Origin of the sequence: Xanthomonas sp. WHRI 1810A (assembly GCF_040202885.1) — a bacterium.
GTDB lineage: Bacteria > Pseudomonadota > Gammaproteobacteria > Pseudomonadales > Pseudomonadaceae > Aquipseudomonas.
Genome location: NZ_JBEGED010000017.1, coordinates 54,097 through 76,503, shown reverse-complemented (window position 1 = coordinate 76,503; position 22,407 = coordinate 54,097). Strand labels below are relative to the sequence as shown.

The following is a 22,407-nucleotide window of genomic DNA, read 5'->3' as shown; positions in this document are numbered from 1 at the left end:
GCGCAGCGATCAAAGATCGGCAGGCAGGGGTTGTTTGAGCCAGGTCTGGGAGTTCTTTTCCAGCGCGCCGTCTTTCTTGCCCGCTTCGATGATCTCGTTCACTTTGGCCAGCAACTCAGGCTCACCTTTGTTCACGCCGACATACACCGGCGAGTCCTTGAGCTTCACTTTCAGGGCCGGGATGCGCTTGGGGTTTTTCTCGCTGATCGCGACCATCACCACGTTGCCGCTGGCGATCAGGTCAGTCTGACCTGCCAGATAAGCCGCGATGGTTGAGTTGTTGTCTTCGAAGCGCTTGATGGTCACTTCTGGCGGCGCGACCTTGGTCAGCTCGATGTCTTCGATGGCGCCACGGGTGACGCTGACGGTCTTGCCTTTGAGGTCGTCCAGGCTGGTGATCGCCGCGTCAGGTGGACCGAACACCGCCAGATAGAACGGCGCGTAGGCATTCGAGAAATCGATGACTTTTTCCCGATCCGGGTTTTTACCCAGGCTGGAAATCACCAGGTCCACCTTGCCGGTGGTCAGAAACGGAATGCGGTTCGTGCTGTTGACGGGTGTGAGTTCAAGCTTGACCTTCAGCCGGTCGGCGATGAGCTGCGCGGTATCAATGTCCAGCCCGCGTGGCTTCATGTCCGGGCCCACCGAACCAAATGGCGGGAAGTCCTGCGGTACTGCGACTTTCAAGGTGCCGCGCGTGGTCACGTCCTCCAGGCCGTTGGCGTGGGCGGGGGCCTGAATCAGTACCAGGCTGGCAAACAGGGCGGCAAACAGAGCGCTGTAACGCTGGGTCATGGGACGTCTCCGAGTCGATCGAAAGGTAGTGCTGAACCAGCAGTGCACAGCCCATGCCATTGAACGCAGTGCACGAGGGATGCCGGGCGGCATGGAGCATTCAGTCGCGCGTGTCCGACAGTGAGCGGCCGAGACGCCCTGATTTGGCGCACGGCAAAGCCCCCGGTGCACGCGGTTGTGGTTTATGAACCACAACGGCGCACAGGTAGATTTTCCCGGTTTCAGACCCGTGGATTGTGTTCGTCGCATCCCAACTGAAGTTTCTTCAATTACCTGACTGATGCGCGGTCATAGCAAGAGACAATCAACGCCGACTTCCTGTCGCGCCGTGGTGCCGCTATGATGGACCACGTTTTTTTGCCTACGACCTCGGAGAAGCTCTCATGAGTAACGACCTAATCAAACACGTCAGTGACGCAAGCTTCGAAGCCGATGTCCTGAAGGCTAGCGGTCCCGTGTTGGTGGATTACTGGGCTGAGTGGTGTGGTCCCTGCAAGATGATTGCACCGGTTCTGGACGATATCGCCACCACCTACGAAGGCAAGCTGACCATCGCCAAGCTGAACATCGATGAAAACCAGGCAACACCTGCCAAGCACGGCGTTCGCGGGATTCCAACCCTGATGCTGTTCAAGGACGGCGAAGTCGCAGCGACCAAGGTCGGCGCACTCTCCAAGTCCCAGTTGCAAGCATTCCTCGACGCCAACATCTGATGGCGTAAAAGCCCCGCAAACAGCGGGGTTTTTTTTGGGCGACGCACTAGACGCTTGGAAAATCAGGTGGTACATTCGGCCCCGCAACGGCTTCTCCGTTGCCCCCTGCTAGCCGTCGCCGACGCTCTCCTTTCGATTTACTACGCGATCCTGTCGCCTTCTCTGCGGCGCGGCCTCATTAAGCCAAAAGCTTAATTTCCCCCTCCATACATGATTACGTCATTCCTATATGAACCTGACTGAACTCAAGCAAAAGCCTATTACCGATCTGCTCGAAATGGCCGAACAGATGGGCATAGAAAATATGGCCCGTTCGCGCAAGCAGGATGTGATCTTCTCCCTGCTGAAAAAGCACGCTAAAAGCGGCGAGGAAATCTCTGGTGACGGCGTGCTGGAGATTCTCCAGGACGGCTTCGGATTCCTGCGTTCGGCTGATGCCTCGTATCTTGCAGGCCCCGATGACATCTATGTCTCGCCCAGCCAGATCCGCCGCTTCAACCTGCGTACCGGCGACACCATCGTCGGCAAGATTCGCCCTCCGAAGGAAGGCGAACGTTATTTCGCACTACTCAAGGTCGACACGATCAACTACGACCGTCCGGAAAACGCGAAGAACAAGATTCTTTTCGAAAACCTGACGCCGTTGTTCCCGACCATCCGCATGAAGATGGAAGCCGGTAACGGTTCCACCGAAGACCTCACCGGCCGTGTCATCGACCTGTGTGCGCCGATCGGTAAAGGTCAGCGCGGTCTGATCGTTGCTCCGCCGAAAGCGGGCAAGACCATCATGCTGCAGAACATCGCGTCGAACATCACGCGTAACAACCCGGAAGTGCACCTGATCGTTCTGCTGATCGATGAGCGTCCGGAAGAAGTGACCGAAATGCAGCGCACCGTGCGCGGCGAAGTGGTTGCCTCGACGTTCGATGAGCCGCCAACCCGTCACGTGCAAGTCGCCGAAATGGTGATCGAGAAGGCCAAGCGCCTGGTCGAGCACAAGAAAGACGTGGTCATCCTGCTCGACTCCATCACCCGTCTGGCCCGTGCCTACAACACCGTCATCCCGAGCTCCGGCAAGGTACTGACCGGTGGTGTCGATGCACACGCCCTGGAGAAACCGAAACGTTTCTTCGGCGCCGCGCGGAACATCGAAGAAGGCGGCTCGCTGACCATCATCGCCACCGCGCTGGTTGAAACCGGCTCGAAGATGGACGAAGTGATCTACGAAGAATTCAAAGGCACCGGCAACATGGAACTGCCTCTGGATCGCAAGATCGCTGAAAAGCGGGTCTTCCCGGCCATCAACATCAACCGCTCCGGCACACGCCGCGAAGAGTTGCTGACAGCCGACGACGAGCTGCAACGCATGTGGATTCTGCGCAAGCTGCTGCATCCCATGGATGAAGTCGCTGCCATCGAGTTCTTGATCGACAAGCTGAAACAGACCAAGACCAACGATGAGTTCTTCCTGTCGATGAAGCGCAAGTAACACGCGCGAATAAACCGGCTGAACTGCTAAAAATGAATGGTGTCCTTCTGGACACCATTTTTTTGATCTGCGCTTTAAGAGACAAGCGCGACAAGGAGCGTCATGCACACGTTCGGAAACCGCCGCGACATCGACGGCCTTCGCGCACTGGCCGTGATCCCGGTCGTTCTTTTTCACTTCGGCCTGGGTGGCGTCAGCGGCGGCTTTGTCGGTGTCGACGTCTTTTTCGTGATTTCCGGCTTTCTGATCACCTCGATCATCTTCCGCGAAATCAGCGCGGGCCGTTTCAGCTTCGTCGACTTCTGGGCCCGTCGGGCCCGACGCATCATTCCCGCCTTGAGTGTTGTCCTGCTGGCCGCGCTGGCGGTGGGCTGGATCCTCATGCCGCCCAGCGACTACTCGCAACTGGGCCGGGCGGTGCGTTACCAGGCGACGTTCATGTCCAACATCCTGTTCATGCGTCAGGACGGGTACTTCAACCCGGCGTCTGATTTCAAACCCCTGCTGCACACCTGGTCGCTCTCGGTCGAAGAGCAGTACTACATCTTCTTTCCGATGCTGATGGTGTTGCTGACTCGCTATTTGCGCCACTGGCGGCTGATGCTGCTTGCTCTGCTGCTGGTGTCATTCGGTCTGAACGTGTGGATGATCAAGCGTGAGCCGGACGCGGCATTCTTCCTGCTGCCGATGCGTGCGTGGGAATTGCTGTGCGGCGCGATGCTCGCCGTGCTGCCCGTGACCGAGCGCAAATTGGCGCCTGCGGTGTATCAAGCCGTCAGTCTCGCGGGCCTGGCTGCGGTGCTGGTCGCGATCTTTGCGTTCACCCCGTCTACGCCGTTCCCGGGCTGGCCCGCGTTGTTGCCGGTGCTGGGCGCGACGGCCATGATCTGGGCCAACGGTCAGACACCCACGTGGGTGGGCCGGCTGTTGAGCGCCCGCTTGCTGGTGGGCGTCGGCCTGATTTCCTACTCGCTGTACCTGTGGCACTGGCCGGTCTTCGTCTACGCCAACGCAGCATCGATTGACGGCATGCAGCCCAGGGAGGCGTTGATGTGGGTCGCCCTCAGCGTGGCGCTCGGGTGGCTGAGCTGGCGTTTCGTTGAACGGCCGTTTCGGGAAAAACGCTGGCTGGCCGGTCGCAAACCGGTGCTGGTGGGCGGCCTGGTTGCCATGCTGATGGTCGCAGGCGCGGGGCAGGTGATTCGCGAGGCCGACGGAGTGCCTGGCCGGCTGTCCGGGCAGGCCATGCAATACGCTCAGGCGCGGGACTGGAAAATGGGCCAGATGGATTGCCTGCTGCAACGTGGAAGCCCGGACTTGAGCAAAGTCTGCCGTTTCGGCACAGACGAGAACACGCCCCCGGTTCAACTGGTGTGGGGCGACAGCCATGCTGCCGCCTTGCTGCCAGCCATCAAAGCCGACGCTCAACGCTTCGCAATCCCTGTATGGCTGGCGAGCCTGTCGGGCTGCCTGCCGATTCTCGGCCACGAAGTGCGTCAGCAGTGCCAGGACTTCAATGCACTGACGCTGGAAACCGTGCGACAGCAGCACATCCGCGATGTGGTGCTGGCCGTTCGTTGGAGCCTGTACCTGTACGGCGAAGAAGACGGCGACATGCAGCACGTGCTTTATCGCAACGACTCACGGGCCGTCGCGGAGCAGAAAGTGGCGAAAGAATTGACTGACATGATCGCCAGCCTGCGGGCTGCAGGCGCGCGGGTGTGGATTTTCAAGGAGGTCCCGTTGCAACGCCAAGGCACTGTCGCGCGACTGAGCAGCCTGGCGATGATTGGTCGCAACGCCGCGGACGTCGGGCGTCCGATCGCCGACCATCGAGCGCGCCAGCGGTTTCTCGATGGCCTGTTTGAGCGTTTGAGCGGCAGCGATCCGCAGGTCCGCGTGGTCGATCCTGCGTCGCTGATGTGCAGCGGGGGAATTTGTCACGCCGAGTTCGACGGCTTTTCCCAATACATGGATGAAAACCACCTCTCCGACCAGGGTGGGGAACGCATGAAGCCGCTGCTGGCACCGATTTTCCTCAGCGAAAACGCCAGATAAGGCGAGCAATCGAGCGTTCGAAAGCTGCTGTTACACGCCAGAGCAGGTAGGATGTGCGTCTATTTGTTAAGTGGCCGGGTTAATGAAATTCAAGGATCTACGGGATTTCGTGCAGCAGCTTGAGCAGCGCGGAGAGTTGAAACGCATCCAGGTACCGATTTCCCCTGTCCTGGAAATGACCGAAATCTGCGATCGCACCCTGCGCGCCAAAGGCCCTGCCCTGTTGTTCGAAAAACCCACCGGCTATGACATTCCGGTGCTGGGCAACCTGTTCGGCACACCCGAGCGCGTGGCGATGGGCATGGGCGCGGAGTCTGTGAGCGAGCTGCGGGAAATCGGCAAGCTGCTGGCCTTTCTTAAAGAGCCCGAGCCGCCGAAGGGCCTGAAGGACGCCTGGTCGAAACTGCCTATCTTCCGCAAAGTCATCGCCATGGCGCCGAAGGTGGTCAAGGACGCGCCCTGCCAGGAGATCGTGATCGAGGGCGACGACGTCGACCTTGGCATGCTTCCCGTACAGACCTGCTGGCCTGGCGACGTTGGTCCGCTGATCACCTGGGGCCTGACCGTGACGCGCGGCCCCAATAAAGAACGCCAGAACCTGGGCATCTATCGCCAGCAGGTGATTGGCCGCAACAAAGTGATCATGCGCTGGCTCAGCCATCGCGGCGGCGCGCTGGATTTCAAAGACTGGTGCGACAAGCACCCGGGCGAGCCCTTCCCGGTGTCCGTCGCCCTCGGTGCGGACCCTGCGACCATTCTGGGCGCCGTGACGCCGGTCCCGGACAGCCTTTCCGAATACGCTTTCGCCGGCCTGTTGCGTGGCAATCGCACGGAGCTGATCAAGTGCCGTGGCAATAATCTGCAAGTCCCGGCCAGCGCGGAGATCGTGCTTGAGGGCGTGATCCATCCCGGCGAAATGGCTGATGAAGGCCCGTACGGCGATCACACCGGTTATTACAACGAGGTCGACAGCTTCCCGGTGTTCACCGTCGAGCGCATCACCCATCGCATCAAGCCGATCTACCACAGCACCTACACCGGCCGTCCGCCGGATGAGCCGGCGATTCTGGGTGTGGCATTGAACGAAGTGTTCGTGCCGATCCTCCAAAAGCAGTTCCCGGAGATCACTGATTTCTACCTGCCGCCGGAAGGTTGCTCGTATCGCATGGCGATCGTGACCATCAAAAAGCAGTACCCGGGCCACGCCAAGCGCGTCATGTTGGGCGTCTGGTCGTTCCTGCGGCAGTTCATGTACACCAAGTTCGTGATAGTCACCGATGACGACATCAACGCCCGGGACTGGAACGACGTGATCTGGGCGATCACCACGCGCATGGACCCCAAGCGCGATACGGTGATGATCGACAACACGCCGATCGACTATCTGGACTTCGCCTCGCCGGTCAGCGGGCTGGGTTCGAAGATGGGGCTGGATGCAACGCACAAATGGCCGGGCGAAACTACGCGGGAGTGGGGGCGTGCCATCGTCAAGGATGAGGCCGTCACTCGCCGGATCGATGACATCTGGAATCAGTTGGGAATAGATTGATGCGTGTAACCTTGCAGCCGTCGGGTGCAGTGCTTGAGACGTTGCCCGGTGAGCGAATCCTCGACGCCGCGCAGCGCCTGGGCCATGAGTGCCCGAACAGCTGCCGCAACGGCAATTGTCATATCTGTTCGGCGTTACTGGTCGAAGGCAGCGTCACGCAGGACGGCGTGGTGCATGACCACGGCGAAATTTACGCCTGTCTTGCGGTGCCGGTCGAAGATTGTGTGGTGATGTGGGATGGCGTGCTCGCCCTTGGAGAACTTCCGGTGCGTAAACTCGCGTGTCAGGTCGTCGAATGCGCGGACGTCGGCGGCGATGTGTTTCGCGTGACACTGCGCGCGCCGGCCGGCAAGCCACCGCGCTACCACGCCGGTCAGTATTTGATGATTGAGCGCGACGACGGCGAGAAGTCCGCGTTCTCCATGGCGTCAGCACCGGAAGCGGGCCGCGAGCTGGAAATGCATGTCCTGGCCCGCGAAAGCAGTGCGCAAAACCTTGTGGCCCAGCTACAACGTGACGGCATGGCGCGTGTGGAATTGCCGTTTGGCGATACCCACCTGGCCGAGCTTCCTGACGGGCCGCTGGTCCTGATCGCCGCCGGCACCGGCATGGCGCAGATGCACAGCCTGATCGAGCACTGCCGAGCCAGGGGTTTTGCGCACCCGGTGCATCTGTATTGGGGCGTGCGTCGTCCCGAAGATTTCTACGAGATCAAGCATTGGGATGAGTGGCAGCAGCTGGCAAACCTGCAGTTGCATAAGGTCGTCAGCGACCTGTGTGGCTGGGAAGGACGCTGCGGCCTGCTGCACGAAGCCGTGTGCGAAGACATCAATGACCTGAAGTCCATTTACGTCTACGCCAGCGGTTCTCCGAACATGGTGTATGCCACGCTCGACGCCTTGGTCGACGCGGGAATGGATGCCCATCAAATGCGCGCCGACGTCTTCGCCTACGCGCCGCGCGGTTGAACCCGACTGTCGGTGTGGCTGACGGATTACAAATTGCATCGTTTACAGTCGTCGACTTTGCGGTGACAGATTACCGTTGAGCTTTTTGCATCGCCGGAGCGCTTCTCCGGTGGCAATCGCCTGAGGCGGCCCAATGCGATACCGGGCCGCCGCAACTGACAGCCTGGCTGTCAGGGGGAATAGATGGGGAATCAAATCAAGGGGTTGGTCGCAGCCGTCCATGACGGTCTCGGGCTCGCTTACCCGCCGGTGATCGACCTGGGCCCGCAACTGACCCGCGAACAACTGATGGCATCCATGCACGCCACCATGACCCGCCACCGTGGCGGCCCGGTCTGGCTGTTCGCTTACGGTTCGCTGATCTGGCGACCGGAATGCACTGCAATCGAGCGGCAACGCGGTCGCGTGCATGGCTACCACCGCGGCTTGTACCTCTGGTCCCACGAACACCGCGGTACGCCGGAACAGCCAGGACTGGTATTCGGCCTCGATCGCGGTGGCTCTTGCAGCGGTTTCGCCTACCGTCTGCCGGAAGAAAACCTCGAGCAATCACTGCTCGCGCTGTGGCAACGGGAAATGCCCTTCCCCTCCTATCGCCCGCACTGGCTCAACTGCCGCCTGGCCGACGGCACGAAAGTCCAGGCCCTGGGCTTTGTCCTCGAACGGCACCTGCCCAGCTACGCCGGCAACCTGCCCGACAGCGTCCTTACGCAAGTACTCGCCAGCGCCAGCGGCCGCTACGGCACCACCCGCGACTACGTCGAACAAACCGCCCACGCACTGCGCACCCACGCCATGCCGGATCTGAACCTAGAGGCCAGATTGAAACGGTGCGCGGTGACCGACCACATCCTGTAGCAGCGAACTTGTTCGCGAAGCAGTGTTTCAGGCAATAGAGCTCCGACGCCTGACACACCACTTCGCAAATGAATTCGCTCCTACAAGTTACGCCGTGGCTTCGCGCGTGGTGCTTGCAACGCGGGTATGCCACAGCGTCGGGGCCAGGAAGACCATGGCCAGCACGCAGGCGATGATCAGCAGAATAAAGCCGCCATCCCAACCGAAGTGGTCCACGGTGTAGCCCATCAGCGCACTGGCTGCGACCGAACCGCCCAGATAACCGAACAGCCCCGTAAAGCCTGCCGCCGTACCCGCTGCTTTCTTCGGCGCCAATTCCAGCGCTTGCAGGCCGATCAACATCACCGGGCCATAGATCAGAAAGCCGATGGACACCAGTGCGATCAGGTCAATCGTTGGGTTCCCCGGCGGGTTGAGCCAATAGACCAGGGTTGCGATGGTCACCAGGAACATGAAGACCATGCCTGTCAGGCCGCGGTTGCCACGGAAAATCTTGTCTGACATCCAGCCGCACAGCAGCGTCCCCGGAATGCCCGCCCACTCATAAAAGAAGTACGCCCACGACGTGGTGTCGACGGTGAAGTGCTTGGCTTCTTTCAGGTAGGTCGGCGCCCAGTCCAACACGCCGTAACGCAGCAGGTAGACGAACACGTTGGCCATGGCGATGTACCACAGCATCTTGTTGCGCAGCACGTATTTGACGAAGATTTCCTTGGCGCTGAATTCCTCCTCGTGGCTCGCGTCGTAGCCTTCCGGGTAATCGTTTTTATAGTCTTCAATCGGCGGCAAACCCACCGACTGCGGGGTGTCGCGCATGGCCACGAACGCAAACACCGCCACCAGCAATGCCACGGCAGCAGGGACGTAGAACGCCGCGTGCCAGTCATTGGTCCAGCCCAGACCCAGCAAAAACAACGGTCCGATCAAACCACCGCCCACGTTGTGCGCCACGTTCCACACCGACACCACGCCGCCGCGTTCTTTCTGCGACCACCAGTGCACCATCGTCCGCCCGCTCGGCGGCCAGCCCATGCCCTGCGCCCAACCGTTGATGAACAGCAGAATGAACATGATCGTCACGCTGGACGTCGCCCAGGACGAAAACCCGAACACGAACATCACGGCCGCCGACACCAGCAATCCGAAGGGCAAGAAGTAACGGGGGTTGGAGCGGTCCGACACAATGCCCATCAGGAATTTCGACAGCCCGTAGGCAATGGCGATGGCGGAGATCGCCACACCCAACTGGCCACGCGTGTAGCCCTCGTCGATCAAATAGGGCATCGCCAGCGAGAAGTTTTTGCGTAGCAGGTAATAACCGGCGTAACCAAAAAAGATGCCAGCGAAGATCTGCCAGCGCAGTCGTCGATAGGTACTGTCGACGCGCTCCTCTGGCAAGGGCGCCTGGTGTGCGGCAGGACGGAAGAAGGCGAACATCGTGATTCTCCATTTTTTGTAGTTATGCGAATCCGAATATTACATTTTCATTACAGAAAATAGGAAGGCTTCTCATCGGATAATGTGCAACGGGAGCGGGGCCATTGCTGTGTTGGAATACGAACATGGTGCGGATGTGTAACTGAACACGACGCACTTGGGATTCGTCCTACACGAGAACGGGAACCGACAACCTTATTCCTGCTTACTCGACGCCCTACCATCCGGCCCCTCAATTCGAGAGCACGTCAGAAGGAGAAACCGGGATGAGGTTGGGTGCGTTTATGGGACTAATGCTCTGTTCGGTTAAAGCACTGGCTGCTGAACCGTTGTTGATTCCGGTACAGACCGGCAAGCCGGAATTCCCCAGGCCACTGATCGACGCCCGTCACACTGGCAAAGTCCGCGTCCAGCTCACCGTCGCCGCACACGGCGGCATTCAGGCGGCACGGATTGTCGAAAGCAGTCACCCGCAGTTTGCCGAAGCCACCCAGCGGGCGGTGACTCAGTGGCGCTTCCAGCCATGGGAAGTCGCGAACGGCGCCCCTTCCAGCCTGATGATCACCGTCCCCATCCTCTTCGGCGCACGCGGCATCGAACCCTTCTCACCCGAGATCACCGTCGGCCTGCGCAACACCCTGTGCGCGTACCTCAGCTACGAAGTGAAAACCAGCCTGCGCAACTTCGCCGACGAGCCGCTCAACAAGGTGGATGTGTTTTGGTACACGCGGGAGTTTCTGAGCGGTACCTATGTAGCCCAGCACATCCCAGACCCAGGGAACCGCAGCGCGCTTATCGTCCAAATGGAAAATGCCATTCCGGAGATGGTTAAACGCTGCGAGCGCAATCCTGATCATCCATTTGCGAATTACTTGCCTCAAGAGGTTCGGGATGTGTTGGTGGGCTTGTAACGGACTAACCGTCGGATCCCTTCAAGCTAAGGCAGGCATAACTCCCCTCTTACACTGGAGGGGTGACCTATCCCCTGACCCCAACCACCACCTTCCCCACCGCCCTCCTCTGCCCCAATGCATCAATCGCCTCCCCCGCCTCTTCCAACGGGTAAACCCTGGACACCAGCGGCTGCAGCTTTCCTTCCGCGAACCACTTGAACAGCTGTGCGAAGTTCGCCGCGTTGTCCTGTGGTTGCCGCTGGGCGAAGGCGCCCCAGAACACGCCCACCACGGAGGCGCCTTTGAGCAGGGCGAGGTTCACGGGGAGTTCGGGGATGCGACCGCTCGCGAAGCCGACCACCAGCAAGCGGCCGTTCCAGGCGATGGAGCGTACGGCGAGGTCGAAGAGGTCGCCACCGACCGGGTCGTAGATGACGTCGACGCCGTTGCCGTCGGTGAGGCGCTTGAGTTCGTCCTTGAGGTTGGTCTCGGTGTAGTTGATCAGTACGTCGGCGCCGGCATTTTTGGCGACGTCGAGTTTTTCGGCGCTGCTGGCGGCGGCGATGACGCGGGCGCCCATGGCTTTGCCGATTTCTACAGCGGCCAGGCCAACGCCGCCCGAGGCGCCGAGCACGAGCAGGGTTTCGCCCGGTTGCAGCTGGGCGCGTTGTTTGAGGGCGTGCATCGAGGTGCCGTAGGTCATGCTGAAGGCGGCGGCGGTGGTGAAGTCCATGCCGTCCGGGATTGGCAGCACGTTGTAGCCTGGCACCGCGACGTGTTCGGCGAAGCTGCCCCAGCCCGTCAGCGCCATGACCCGGTCACCCACGTTTAAATGCGTGATCTTTTCGCCCACGGCGGCGATGACGCCCGCCGCTTCTCCACCCGGTGAAAAAGGAAACGGCGGTTTGAACTGGTATTTACCTTCAATGATCAGCGTGTCCGGAAAGTTGACCCCGGCCGCATGCACGTCCAGCAGGATTTCATTCTTCTTCGCGACCGGGCTTGCGATGTCTTCCAGCACCAGGTTTGCGGCGGGCCCGAAGGCTTTGCACAGCACGGCTTTCATCGGGGCTATTCCTTTTCAAGGCATGGCCGATAAGTGTAGGTAGAGGGGTTGCGTGGTCAATGAGCATGGCCGGGCCTGATAAGCGTGCATAAGCTGACGTAAGCTGTGGCGCAAACCGCATTGAGGAGTGAATTGTGAAAGCGTGGATCCTGATGGTGTTGGCCCTGTCGATGCCGGTCGTAGTACTGGCTGAAGAAGGCGGCAAGGAAGAAGACGCGAACAAAGTGGCATATGTCGCCCTGACACCCCCGTTCGTGGGCAATTACTCGCTGGACGGTGGTCCGAAGCTGCACGTCTATAAAGCGGACGTCGCGCTGCGCGTGACCGGTGCGGAAGCGCAGAAGGCGGTGAAAAAGAACGAGCCGTTGATACGCAATCAGCTGGTCGCGCTGTTCACGCAGCAGACCGTGGACAGCATGAGCAACGTCGACGCCAAGGAGAAGTTGCGTCAGGAAGCCCTGAAACAGGTTCAGCAGGTGATGAATGACGAAGAGGGCAAGCCGGTGGTTGAGGACTTACTGTTCAATAACTTTATCGCGCAGTGATGGCGTCGCGGGATCGATAAAACCCGTTACTTGAGCGCCAGCACCGCGGCCCATTGCTCGTCAGTCACGGGCATGACGGACAGCCGGCTGCCCTTCTTAACCAACGGCATCTCCTCGAGCGCGGTTTGCTCTTTGAGAAAGCCCAGGCTCAGCACTGTCGGGAATATCTCGACGAAGGCCACGTTAATGGCGCTCCAGGGGTTTTTGTCTTTGGTGGCTTTGACGTCGAAGTAGTGGCTCTTGTTGTCCAGCGCGGTGGGGTCGGGATAGGCCGCTTCCACGATCTTGCCGATGCCGGCAATGCCAGGCTCAGGGCAGCTTGAATGATAGAAAAAGAACGCATCGCCGACCGCCATGGTCCGCAGGAAGTTACGCGCCTGATAGTTGCGAACGCCATCCCAGCGAGCCTCGCCGAGCTTTTTGAGGTCGGCAATCGAGAACTCGTCAGGCTCGGATTTCATCAACCAGTAGGCCATTTTCTTCTCCTGAAGAGTGATTGGGCAGTTTGTCCTACGCTTTTGTGAATAAGCGACGGTCGGTTGGCGCCAGCATTTGCGTGTGCGGTCACGTTGTCGCAGAATGCGCGGATTTTAAGGGTATACGGTTGCTCGGCCTAAGGAATAAAGCCGGGAACGTTAAGTCTTTATGCGCCAAAAGGGAGTCAGTCATTGAAACGCAAGCCGGATTTACTGTGGATATTGGTTATTTTGTTCGGTTTGGGCATCGTGACGACAGGCTACGCGCAGAGTTTGTGGGCCGCCAAGCCGGACGCCCCGGTCGAGATCACCCAGCAGCAACCCAAGCAAGGCCATCGTTGATTTAATGCCCGCACGCAGAACTCACCCCTTCTGCGCCAGATACCATCGCTTGTCTGACACTGTTCCCTGCAGAGGCACATCCCAACTGGCTTGAGCCAGTCGCACGACCTTCTGACACTCATGCGCCATCCCGAGCAGCACCGGCTTTTGCCACGACTTTCTGCGCGCAATGTACGCCAGGCTGCGGTCATAAAACCCGCCGCCCATTCCCAGCCTTCCGCCTTCATCATCGAACCCCACCAGCGGCATCAGAATCAGATCCAGCGCCCAGATCTTGCGTTGCCGGCCTGCATTGATACGCGGCTCAGGGATACGAAAGCGATTGGGCCGAAACTTCTCGCCCGGTCGCACACGCTGAAACACCATCTTGGTCCCTGGCCACGCGCTCAGCACCGGCAGATACGTCGCCTTGCCGCGACGCTGTGCCTCACGCAATAACAGGCGCGGATCGATCTCCCCGTCCATCGGCAGGTACAGCGAGACATGCCGCGCTCGACGAAACAACGGATGTTGCGCCAGCTGGCGATACAAACCCAGGGCGGCTGCACGCTGTTCGGCGCGAGAGAGCGCACGACGGGCCTTTCGCAACTGGCGACGCAGCTGTGGTCGTGAGGGAGGATCAGAGAGTAACGCGGGATCAGTCGGGAGCGCAGAGCCGGAAGAGGTCATGCTGGCCGGTCCATGTGGAATGAGATGAGCGAATGGAAGGGCTGGTGCGAGGCGTGACACGCTCGCGAATCCCACCGCCAGACGGGGTGTCTGGCCATGGGCAGATATTCGAAGACTCCCCGACGAACCGCTGTCGGTGTAGCCCTTGAACCCGAAAGTTCAAGGTGGAGATTGCAGGAGGTTTTAAGGCTTTCCGTCGAGCGGACATGCACACCAACCCCAACTTGCAACCCCCGTGGTTGTGCGTATCGGCTCAGGGACATGACCGACTGGCAAGCACTCCAGGGAGCGGTCGCCAGTATACCCAAACATCTGGCAAGTATCAGCCTTGCGGTTTTTCCGGATCCGTGGCAAGGACCAGGTCTACCCGATCCAGCAGATCCTTGACCTGCTCTCGCGTGGAACCGTTGGTCTGCAATTGAGGGACATCCTGTTTATGCAGCAAATCGTGAGTGATGTTCAAGGCCGCCATCACCGCGATGCGATCAGCACCGATGACTTTTCCGCTGCTACGGATCTCACGCATTTTGCCGTCCAGGTAACGCGCTGCGCTGACCAGATTGGTACGCTCTTCCTGGGGGCAAATGATCGAATATTCTTTGTCGAGGATCTGAACGGTGATGCTGTTGCCATTGCTCATGTGTCTTGCTCCAGGGCCTTGAGGCGCGAAATCATTGACTCGACCTTTTGCCGGGCGATTTCGTTTTTTTCAATGAGGTGAGCGCGTTCCTCGCGCCAGGACTTTTCCTGAGCTAATAGGAGTCCGTTCTGGCTTTTTAGTTGCTCGACACGATTGATCAATAACTCCAGTCGAGCCATCAGCGCTTGCAGGTCGGTGTCTTCCATTGTTTTCCACTGAATACTTTCAGATGAGCGGCGCAAAAGCTGGATCGAAGCTCGCCTCGACGCGGGTGGGCAAAACGCACCCGGATAGCTAGGGCGTGTCTGCCGGTGCTAGGATACAAGGCCTCCATTCTAGTCATTGCGCCGCTTGGCGCCTAGTTGCCCATGCCTAAACAGAATTCCCCGTATAACGCGTTCGCGACCCTGCTCAATGGCAGCGGTCATCCTGTGTCTCCCGCCGAACTGCATGGCCTGTTACTCGGTCGCAGTTGTGCCGGCTCGGGCTTTGAAGCCGAGGGCTGGTTTGCCGACGCTTCCATGCTGCTGGAAAAGGAGCCTGAAGATAACGTGCGCCAGGCCCTGATCGGCCTTCAAGAAATGGTCAAAGGCGAATTGACCAGCGACGACATGACCGTCGTGTTGCTGTTGCCCGGTGACGATGAGCCATTGCCTGAGCGTGCCGCCGCGCTGGGCCAGTGGTGTCAGGGTTTCCTCGCAGGCTTCGGTCTGGCGGGCGGCAACAACTCCCTGAGCCCGGAAGCTTCCGAAGTGCTGCAGGACCTGGCCGCCATCGCGCAGGTGCAGGACGCCCTGGAAGAATCCGAAGACGGCGAAAGCGACTACATGGAAGTCATGGAATACCTGCGCGTCGCTCCGCTGCTGCTGTTCACCGAATTCAACAAGAAAACGGCGGACGAAGCCAAACCGTCTCTGCATTGATTGCCCATCGTCGCCCATTCGCTTCTCGATGCGTTCGCGCGCCGAGAAGCGAAGCGGCCATCCTAAGGGACCGCTCTTGTCCATGATTCACATCCCCAAAGCCGAATACACCCGTCGCCGCAAAGCCCTGATGGCTCAGATGGAGCCCAACAGCATCGCCATTCTGCCGGCGGCTGCGGTCGCGATTCGTAACCGGGATGTCGAACACGTCTACCGTCAGGACAGTGACTTCCAGTACCTGAGTGGTTTCCCTGAGCCTGAAGCGGTGATCGTACTGATCCCGGGCCGCGAATACGGCGAATACGTGTTGTTCTGCCGCGAGCGCAACCCGGAGCGCGAACTGTGGGATGGCCTGCGTGCCGGGCAGGACGGGGCCATTCGGGACTTCGGTGCCGACGATGCGTTTCCGATTGCCGACATCGACGACATTTTGCCGGGCCTGATCGAAGGCCGCGACCGGGTGTACTCATCCATGGGCAGCAACCCCGAATTCGACCGGCACGTGATGGAGTGGATCAACGTGATCCGTTCCAAGGCCCACCTTGGCGCGCAGCCGCCCAAAGAGTTTGTAGCGCTGGATCATCTGCTGCACGACATGCGTCTGTACAAATCGGCCGCTGAAGTAAAGGTGATGCGCAATGCTGCCGACATTTCCGCCCGCGCTCATGTCCGCGCCATGCAGGCCAGCCGTGCCGGTTTGTATGAGTTCAGCCTGGAAGCCGAGCTCGATTACGAGTTCCGCAAAGGCGGCGCGAAGATGCCGGCCTACGGTTCCATCGTCGCCTCGGGTCGCAACGCGTGCATCCTGCATTATCAGGAGAACGACGCGGTGCTCAAGGACGGCGATCTGGTGCTCATCGACGCCGGGTGCGAGATCGACTGCTACGCCAGCGACATCACCCGCACGTTCCCGGTCAGCGGCAAATTTTCGGCTGAGCAGAAAGCGATTTATGAGTTGGTGCTCAAATCCCAGGAAGCGGCCTTCCGGGCCATCGGGCCGGGCAAGCACTGGAATCAGGCCCACGAAGCCACCGTTCAAGTGATCACTCAAGGCCTGGTCGAGCTGGGCCTGCTGCAGGGCGATGTCAGTGAACTGATCGCCAGTGAAGCGTACAAAGCCTTTTACATGCACCGCGCCGGCCATTGGCTGGGCATGGACGTGCATGACGTCGGCGATTACCGGGTGGGCGGGGAATGGCGCGTGCTGGAACCGGGGATGGCGCTGACCGTGGAACCCGGCATCTATATATCGCCGGACAATCAACAGGTCGCGAAGAAATGGCGCGGCATTGGCGTTCGAATCGAGGACGATGTGGTGGTGACTAAAACCGGCTGTGACATCCTGACCAGCGGCGTCCCCAAGTCGGTCGCTGACATCGAGGCCTTGATGGCCGCTGCCCGTACGCAAGCCGCATGAGCCGGTTCAATCTGGCGATTATCGGCGGCGGTCTGGTCGGCGCCAGCCTGGCGCTCGCGTTGCAGGCCGGGGCGAAAGCACGCGGCTGGAAAATCGTCATGATCGAGCCCTTCGCGCCCGGCGATACCTACCAGCCGAGCTACGACGCACGGTCTTCGGCGCTGTCATTCGGCGCCCGGCAGATTTACGAACGCCTGGGCTTGTGGCAGGAAATAAGCCGTCGTGCGCAGCCCATCTCGCAGATTCAAGTCTCGGACAAAGGCCGTATCGGTTCGGCGAACCTGTCGGCAATCCAGGAAGGCGTGCCGGCCTTGGGTTACGTGGTTGAAAACGCCTGGCTGGGACAGTGTCTCTGGCGGGGGCTCGACAAAGAGGTGATCAGCTGGCGAGTGCCGGCGGAGGTCACGCAAATGCAGGCACTGCCGGATGGCTATCGCCTGACGCTGAACGATGAAACCCAGATTGATTGCGACCTGGCCGTGCTGGCCGATGGCGGTCGTTCGAACCTGCGTGAACAATTGGGCATCGGCATTCGTACGCAGCCCTATGACCAGACCGCGCTGATCGCCAACATCACACCGGGCGACGCTCATGGCGGCCAGGCGTTTGAACGGTTTACCGAACAGGGCCCCATGGCGCTGCTGCCGCTGCCGGAAAACCGCTGCGCGCTGGTCTGGACCCGAAAAGGCAATGACACCCAGCGGCTGCTGGAGCTGGACGACCGCGCGTTTCTGGCAGAACTGCAAAGCGTGTTCGGCTATCGTCTGGGCGCTCTGAAGCAAGTCGGCGTACGGCACGTCTACCCGCTGAACCTCATCGAAGCGGAGGAACAAGTCCGCTCGCATCTGGCGGTGCTGGGCAACGCGGCGCACAGCCTGCACCCCATCGCCGGGCAGGGTTTCAACCTGTCATTGCGCGACGCAGCGTCGCTGGCGGAAACGCTGTTGACCAGCGATGAACTGCCGGGTGATCTGGCGACGTTGCAGGCCTATGCGCAGCGTCAGCGTCTGGATCAGAGCCTCACCGTCGGCTTCTCCGATCAGGTCACGCGCCTGTTTGGCAGCGATCAGCCACTGATCACTGCCGGGCGCAATATCGGCTTGCTGGGCCTGGACCTGCTGCCTTCGGCCAAGCGCTGGTTCGCCCGTCAGGCCATGGGCCTGGGGACTCGCGTCGATGTCTAATTTTTCCTGGCCCCGGCCACAAGCGAGAACGGTTTAAAGCATGGAAACGCGCGCAGATCTGCTGATTGTCGGGGCTGGAATGGTCGGTAGCGCCCTGGCGCTGGCGTTGCAGAACAGTGGGCTGGATGTCGTGCTGATCGACGGCAGCCCGTTGACTGTCGAGCCCTTTGACCACAACGCCCCCTTCGAACCGCGCGTCAGCGCCCTGTCTGCCGCCAGCCAGCGGATCCTGCAGCGCTTGAATGCCTGGGACGGCATTGTTTCGCGCCGCGCCAGCCCCTACGGCGACATGGAGGTCTGGGACGGCAGCGGCACCGGGCAGGTGCATTTTTCAGCAGCCAGCGTGCATGCCGAGGTGTTGGGGCACATCGTTGAGAACCGGGTGATTCAGGATGCGCTGGTCGAACGGCTTCACGCGTGCGACGTCACCCTGATGGCCAACGCGCGCCTGGAACAAATGCGTCGCTCCGGCGATGACTGGCTGCTGACGCTGGCGGACGGGCGAACGCTGCGTACGCCGGTTGTCGTGGCGGCGGATGGTGCCAACTCGGCGGTCAGGCGATTGACCGGTACCGAGACCCGGGAATGGGACTACCTGCACCACGCCATCGTGACCAGCGTGCGCACGACACACTCCCACAAAAAAACCGCCTGGCAGCGCTTCACCGACGACGGCCCGCTGGCCTTTTTGCCGCTGGAACGTGACGGGGAGCATTGGTGCTCCATCGTCTGGTCGGTCACGCCCAAAGAAGGTGAGCGGTTGATGGCGTTGCCGGATGAGGGATTCTGCCGTGAACTGGAAAGCGCCTTTGAAGGACGACTGGGCCCGGTAGTGGCTGCGGACGCCCGGCTGTGTGTGCCGTTGCGTCAGCGGCACGCCAAGCGTTATGTGGCCGAAGGGCTGGCGTTGATCGGTGACGCCGCGCACACGATTCATCCGCTGGCGGGGCAAGGCGTCAATCTCGGGTTTCTCGACGCGGCCGTGCTTGCCGAAGTCCTGCATCACGCCGCTGAACGTGGCGAGCGGCTGGCCGATGAGCGCGTGCTGAGCCGTTACGAACGTCGGCGCATGCCGCACAACCTGGCGCTGATGGCCGCAATGGAAGGGTTTGAGCGGTTGTTCCAGGCTGATCCGTTGCCGTTGCGCTGGCTGCGTAACACCGGTCTGAAGCTGGTGGATCAGTCGTCCGAAGCAAAGGCAATTTTCGTGCGGCAGGCGATGGGGCTGACCGGCGACTTGCCGAAGCTGGCGCGGTTGTAGCGTCATCTGATCGTTCCAGCGCTCCGCGTCGAAACGATCGATTCATCCTTGTAGGAGCGCGCTTGCCCGCGATGGCATCGTGTCAGAATCAATTCCATTGCCTGACACACCGCAATCGCGGGCAAGCGCGCTCCTACAATGGGCGATGTCTGCGCGCCCGCAACATCTCGTAACGGCTAAACACCGACGCCGGTTGAGATGCCAAATGTGAACCACTACCATTTCGCCTCAATTCGCAACCACGAGACTTCACCATGCAGGCGAGCAAGCGTTTTTTGGCTGCCTTGGCACTGACTGTGCTCGGCGGCACCGCCCAAGCCGCTGACGAAGTGGTGGTCTATTCATCACGCATTGATGAGCTGATCAAACCGGTGTTCGACGCCTACACTGCCAAAACCGGCGTCCCGATCAAATTCATCACCGACAAAGAAGCCCCGCTGATGCAGCGCATCAAGGCCGAGGGCGAGAACGCCACCGCCGACCTGCTGCTGACTGTCGACGCCGGCAACCTGTGGCAAGCCGAGCAAATGGGCATCCTTCAGCCCTTCACCTCGCCCGTCATCGACGAGAACATCCCGTCTCAATACCGCTCCTCCACCCACGCCTGGACGGGCTTAAGCCTGCGAGCGCGGACCATCGCCTATTCCACCGACCGGGTGAAGCCCGCCGAACTGACGACCTATGAAGCGTTGGCAGACAAGCAGTGGGAAGGCCGCCTGTGCCTGCGCACGGCGAAGAAAGTCTACAACCAGTCACTGACCGCCACCCTGATCGAAACCCATGGCGCCGAGGCGTCCGAGAAGATCCTCAAGGGCTGGGTCAATAACCTGTCCACGGACGTGTTCTCGGATGACATCGCCGTGCTGGAAGCGATCAACGCCGGGCAATGCGACGTCGGTATCGTCAACACCTACTACTTCGGTCGGCTGCATAAGCAGAACCCGGAGCTGGCCGTGCGTTTGTTCTGGCCCAATCAGTCGGACCGTGGCGTGCACGTCAACCTGTCCGGCATCGGCCTGACTAAACACGCGCCACATCCCGAGGCCGCCAAGGCGTTGGTGGAGTGGATGACCGGGCCGGAGGCGCAAACAATCTTCGCTGGCACCAACCAGGAATTCCCGGCCAACCCGAAAGTGCCGCCTTCGGAAGAAGTCGGCAGCTGGGGCCCGTTCAAGGCCGACACCATCCCCGTGGAAGTCGCCGGCAAGCGCCAGGCCGAGGCGATCCGGATGATGGATCGGGTGGGTTGGAATTAACTAAACGCCGCCGACGCCTGTAGGAGCGCGCTTGCCCGCGAAAGCGTTATGTCAGCAACGAATGCATCGCCTGACACACCTCAATCGCGGGCAAGCGCGCTCCTACAGTTTGTATCCCACGTAAAACCGAGAACCTCCCTTGGCCCATCCCGCCCAGCGCCGCTGGTACCCGTTGGTGTTCACCATCGCCGCTCTGGTGTTGCTGCCCCTCAGCGTCTTGCTGTTTTCGTGGCAGACCATCGACCACGACATCTGGTCGCACCTGTGGGCCACCCAGATGCCGCGGCTGCTGGGCAACACGCTGACGTTGGTCGTGGGCGTCGGCGCGGGCGTTACGTTGCTGGGCGTCAGCCTTGCCTGGCTGACCAGTCTGTGCGAGTTCCCCGGCCGACGCTGGCTGGACTGGGCGCTGATGCTGCCGTTCGCGATCCCGGCCTATGTGCTGGCCTTCGTGTTCGTGGGTCTGCTGGATTTCGCAGGCCCCGTGCAAACGTTGATGCGCGAATGGTTCGGCACCGGGCTGCGGCTGCCACGGGTGCGCTCCACGGGGGGCGTGATCGTCGTGCTGGTGCTGGTGTTCTACCCGTATGTGTATTTACTGGCGCGCACAGCGTTTCTGGCCCAGGGCAAAGGCCTGATGGAAGCGGCGCGCATGCTCGGGCAGACACCGTGGCAAGCCTTCTGGCGGGTGGCGCTGCCCATGGCGCGCCCGGCGATCGGGGCGGGCGTGGCACTGGCGCTGATGGAAACCCTGGCCGATTTCGGCGCTGTCTCGGTGTTCAACTTCGATACCTTCACCACCGCCATTTACAAGACCTGGTACGGCTTTTTCAGCCTGTCGACCGCCGCTCAACTGGCAAGCCTGCTGCTGCTGGCGGTGATGCTCGTTCTGTACGGCGAGCAACGCGCACGCGGGGCCAGCCGCCCGACCAACGAGCGGCCGCGTGTCACTGTTCTTTATCACCTGCGCGGCCTGAAGGCCCTGGCCGCGACGTGCTGGTGTGGACTGGTCTTCGCCTGCGCCTTTGCCGTGCCGATGCTGCAACTGGTCGTGTGGGTCTGGCAGCGTGGCCGCTTCGATCTGGATGAGCGTTACACCGGACTGATCCTGCACACGCTGTACCTGGGCGCGATGGCAGCGCTGATCACCGTGAGCGTGGCTTTGGTTCTGGTGTTCGCCCGTCGACTGGCGCCCACCCAAGGCATCCGCGCTGGCGTGAGTCTGGCGAACATCGGTTATGCGCTGCCCGGTTCGGTGCTGGCAGTGTCCATCATGCTGGCGTTCAGTTACTTGGATCGCGAACTGGTGGTCCCGCTTTCAGGCTGGCTGGGCGGCGCGGGCAAGCCGCTGTTGCTGGGCAGTCTGGCGGCGTTGGTGATGGCCTATCTGGTGCGCTTTATCGCCGTGGCTTACGGGCCGCTGGAAAGCAGCCTGGGCCGTATTCGCCCCTCCTTGCCCGAGGCCGCGCGCAGTCTTGGGGTCAGTGGGCCGCGTCTGTTCTTCACGATTTATCTGCCGCTGCTGATGCCCGGCGCACTGAGCGCGGCACTGCTTGTTTTCGTCGATGTACTCAAAGAGATGCCTGCCACTTTGCTGATGCGTCCGTTTGGATGGGACACGCTGGCAGTGCGAATTTTCGAAATGACAAGCGAGGGTGAATGGGCCCGAGCCGCCTTGCCCGCGCTGACATTGGTGCTCGTGGGTTTGTTGCCGGTAGTCGGTTTAATCAGACGTTCGGCCAGACCGATCGGCTAGGTGCGGGGTCACAACCATGCGGCTACAATGCGCCGCAATCGGTGCGGGCTGTCAGACGTTTCCGGCATGCTAACAACAGCGGTAGACCCCATTTTACGGGGGGCGTGCCTGT

At 60.6% G+C, this 22,407-nt stretch carries 21 protein-coding genes, 1 other RNA gene and 1 pseudogene; 15 read left to right on the top strand and 8 right to left on the bottom strand.

Going from position 1 to position 22,407, the window contains the following annotated elements; all coding sequences use genetic code 11:
* Positions 1-9: 9 nt before the first annotated feature.
* On the bottom strand, positions 10-795 hold the full coding sequence (locus ABQX22_RS21940) for a transporter substrate-binding domain-containing protein (RefSeq protein ID WP_349801964.1): 786 nt from the start codon (positions 793-795) through the stop codon (positions 10-12).
* 383 nt (positions 796-1,178) lie between these two features.
* On the opposite strand from ABQX22_RS21940, the gene trxA reads away from it, so the two are divergent.
* The 6 genes and pseudogenes from trxA (at position 1,179) to ABQX22_RS21910 (ending at position 8,430) form a co-directional block, all read left to right on the top strand.
* Positions 1,179-1,508 (top strand): thioredoxin TrxA, encoded by a 330-nt coding sequence (gene trxA, locus ABQX22_RS21935; RefSeq protein ID WP_349801963.1) that lies wholly within the window; start codon positions 1,179-1,181, stop codon positions 1,506-1,508.
* A 232-nt stretch (positions 1,509-1,740) separates the two neighbouring features.
* Positions 1,741-2,997 (top strand): annotated as a pseudogene (gene rho / locus ABQX22_RS21930) (transcription termination factor Rho); the annotation flags it as partial.
* Positions 2,998-3,099: 102 nt separating this feature from the next.
* Complete coding sequence (locus tag ABQX22_RS21925) at positions 3,100-5,055, top strand: acyltransferase family protein (RefSeq protein WP_349801962.1); 1,956 nt, start codon at positions 3,100-3,102, stop codon at positions 5,053-5,055.
* An 82-nt stretch (positions 5,056-5,137) separates the two neighbouring features.
* Complete coding sequence (ubiD, locus tag ABQX22_RS21920) at positions 5,138-6,604, top strand: 4-hydroxy-3-polyprenylbenzoate decarboxylase (RefSeq protein ID WP_349801961.1); 1,467 nt, start codon at positions 5,138-5,140, stop codon at positions 6,602-6,604.
* On the top strand, positions 6,604-7,572 hold the full coding sequence (locus ABQX22_RS21915) for a CDP-6-deoxy-delta-3,4-glucoseen reductase (RefSeq protein ID WP_349801960.1): 969 nt from the start codon (positions 6,604-6,606) through the stop codon (positions 7,570-7,572). The genes ubiD and ABQX22_RS21915 overlap by 1 nt, the downstream gene beginning before the upstream one ends.
* Before the next feature lie 183 nt (positions 7,573-7,755).
* A complete protein-coding gene (locus tag ABQX22_RS21910) occupies positions 7,756-8,430 on the top strand; it encodes a gamma-glutamylcyclotransferase (RefSeq protein WP_349801959.1) in 675 nt (224 codons plus the stop codon).
* An 87-nt stretch (positions 8,431-8,517) separates the two neighbouring features.
* Here the strand turns inward: ABQX22_RS21910 and glpT are convergent, their stop codons facing one another.
* Entirely contained in the window at positions 8,518-9,867 is a 1,350-nt protein-coding gene (glpT, locus tag ABQX22_RS21905; protein WP_349801958.1) for a glycerol-3-phosphate transporter, read from the bottom strand.
* 266 nt (positions 9,868-10,133) lie between these two features.
* Here glpT and ABQX22_RS21900 point away from each other — a divergent pair, with 266 nt between their 5' ends.
* Positions 10,134-10,778, top strand: coding sequence for an energy transducer TonB (locus ABQX22_RS21900; protein ID WP_349801957.1), 645 nt, complete (start codon positions 10,134-10,136; stop codon positions 10,776-10,778).
* A 67-nt stretch (positions 10,779-10,845) separates the two neighbouring features.
* Here the strand turns inward: ABQX22_RS21900 and ABQX22_RS21895 are convergent, their stop codons facing one another.
* Entirely contained in the window at positions 10,846-11,826 is a 981-nt protein-coding gene (locus tag ABQX22_RS21895; protein WP_349801956.1) for an NADPH:quinone oxidoreductase family protein, read from the bottom strand.
* Between the two features lie 134 nt (positions 11,827-11,960).
* Between ABQX22_RS21895 and ABQX22_RS21890 the strand changes: the two genes are divergently transcribed.
* Positions 11,961-12,371: a flagellar basal body-associated protein FliL gene (locus tag ABQX22_RS21890; RefSeq protein ID WP_349801955.1), complete on the top strand. Its 411-nt coding sequence runs from the start codon at positions 11,961-11,963 to the stop codon at positions 12,369-12,371.
* A gap of 26 nt (positions 12,372-12,397) precedes the next feature.
* Here ABQX22_RS21890 and ABQX22_RS21885 read toward each other — a convergent pair whose 3' ends face one another.
* A complete protein-coding gene (locus ABQX22_RS21885) occupies positions 12,398-12,847 on the bottom strand; it encodes an EVE domain-containing protein (RefSeq protein ID WP_349801954.1) in 450 nt (149 codons plus the stop codon).
* Positions 12,848-13,039: 192 nt separating this feature from the next.
* Here ABQX22_RS21885 and ABQX22_RS21880 point away from each other — a divergent pair, with 192 nt between their 5' ends.
* A complete protein-coding gene (locus ABQX22_RS21880) occupies positions 13,040-13,189 on the top strand; it encodes a hypothetical protein (RefSeq protein WP_349801953.1) in 150 nt (49 codons plus the stop codon).
* Positions 13,190-13,210: 21 nt separating this feature from the next.
* Here ABQX22_RS21880 and ABQX22_RS21875 read toward each other — a convergent pair whose 3' ends face one another.
* The 4 genes from ABQX22_RS21875 to ABQX22_RS21860 form a co-directional block, all read right to left on the bottom strand.
* Positions 13,211-13,858, bottom strand: coding sequence for a 5-formyltetrahydrofolate cyclo-ligase (locus tag ABQX22_RS21875; protein WP_349801952.1), 648 nt, complete (start codon positions 13,856-13,858; stop codon positions 13,211-13,213).
* Between the two features lie 112 nt (positions 13,859-13,970).
* Positions 13,971-14,149, bottom strand: a non-coding RNA gene (gene ssrS, locus ABQX22_RS21870) — 6S RNA.
* 31 nt (positions 14,150-14,180) lie between these two features.
* Positions 14,181-14,498, bottom strand: coding sequence for a cell division protein ZapA (locus ABQX22_RS21865; protein WP_349801951.1), 318 nt, complete (start codon positions 14,496-14,498; stop codon positions 14,181-14,183).
* Positions 14,495-14,704: a TIGR02449 family protein gene (locus ABQX22_RS21860; RefSeq protein ID WP_331186251.1), complete on the bottom strand. Its 210-nt coding sequence runs from the start codon at positions 14,702-14,704 to the stop codon at positions 14,495-14,497. Before ABQX22_RS21860 ends, ABQX22_RS21865 begins: the two co-directional genes overlap by 4 nt.
* A 162-nt stretch (positions 14,705-14,866) precedes the next feature.
* Between ABQX22_RS21860 and ABQX22_RS21855 the strand changes: the two genes are divergently transcribed.
* The 6 genes from ABQX22_RS21855 to ABQX22_RS21830 all read left to right on the top strand — a co-directional run bounded on the left by ABQX22_RS21855 (position 14,867) and on the right by ABQX22_RS21830 (position 22,295).
* Positions 14,867-15,421 (top strand): YecA/YgfB family protein, encoded by a 555-nt coding sequence (locus tag ABQX22_RS21855; protein ID WP_349801950.1) that lies wholly within the window; start codon positions 14,867-14,869, stop codon positions 15,419-15,421.
* 82 nt (positions 15,422-15,503) lie between these two features.
* Positions 15,504-16,838, top strand: a complete 1,335-nt coding sequence (gene pepP / locus ABQX22_RS21850; RefSeq protein WP_349802007.1) for a Xaa-Pro aminopeptidase — start codon at positions 15,504-15,506, stop codon at positions 16,836-16,838.
* On the top strand, positions 16,835-18,022 hold the full coding sequence (gene ubiH / locus ABQX22_RS21845; protein ID WP_349801949.1) for a 2-octaprenyl-6-methoxyphenyl hydroxylase: 1,188 nt from the start codon (positions 16,835-16,837) through the stop codon (positions 18,020-18,022). The genes pepP and ubiH overlap by 4 nt, the downstream gene beginning before the upstream one ends.
* Positions 18,023-18,062: 40 nt before the next feature.
* Positions 18,063-19,283 (top strand): 2-octaprenyl-3-methyl-6-methoxy-1,4-benzoquinol hydroxylase, encoded by a 1,221-nt coding sequence (locus tag ABQX22_RS21840; RefSeq protein WP_349801948.1) that lies wholly within the window; start codon positions 18,063-18,065, stop codon positions 19,281-19,283.
* Between the two features lie 254 nt (positions 19,284-19,537).
* A complete protein-coding gene (locus tag ABQX22_RS21835; protein WP_349801947.1) occupies positions 19,538-20,539 on the top strand; it encodes an extracellular solute-binding protein in 1,002 nt (333 codons plus the stop codon).
* A 139-nt stretch (positions 20,540-20,678) separates the two neighbouring features.
* Positions 20,679-22,295: an ABC transporter permease gene (locus ABQX22_RS21830; RefSeq protein ID WP_349801946.1), complete on the top strand. Its 1,617-nt coding sequence runs from the start codon at positions 20,679-20,681 to the stop codon at positions 22,293-22,295.
* Positions 22,296-22,407: the final 112 nt, after the last annotated feature.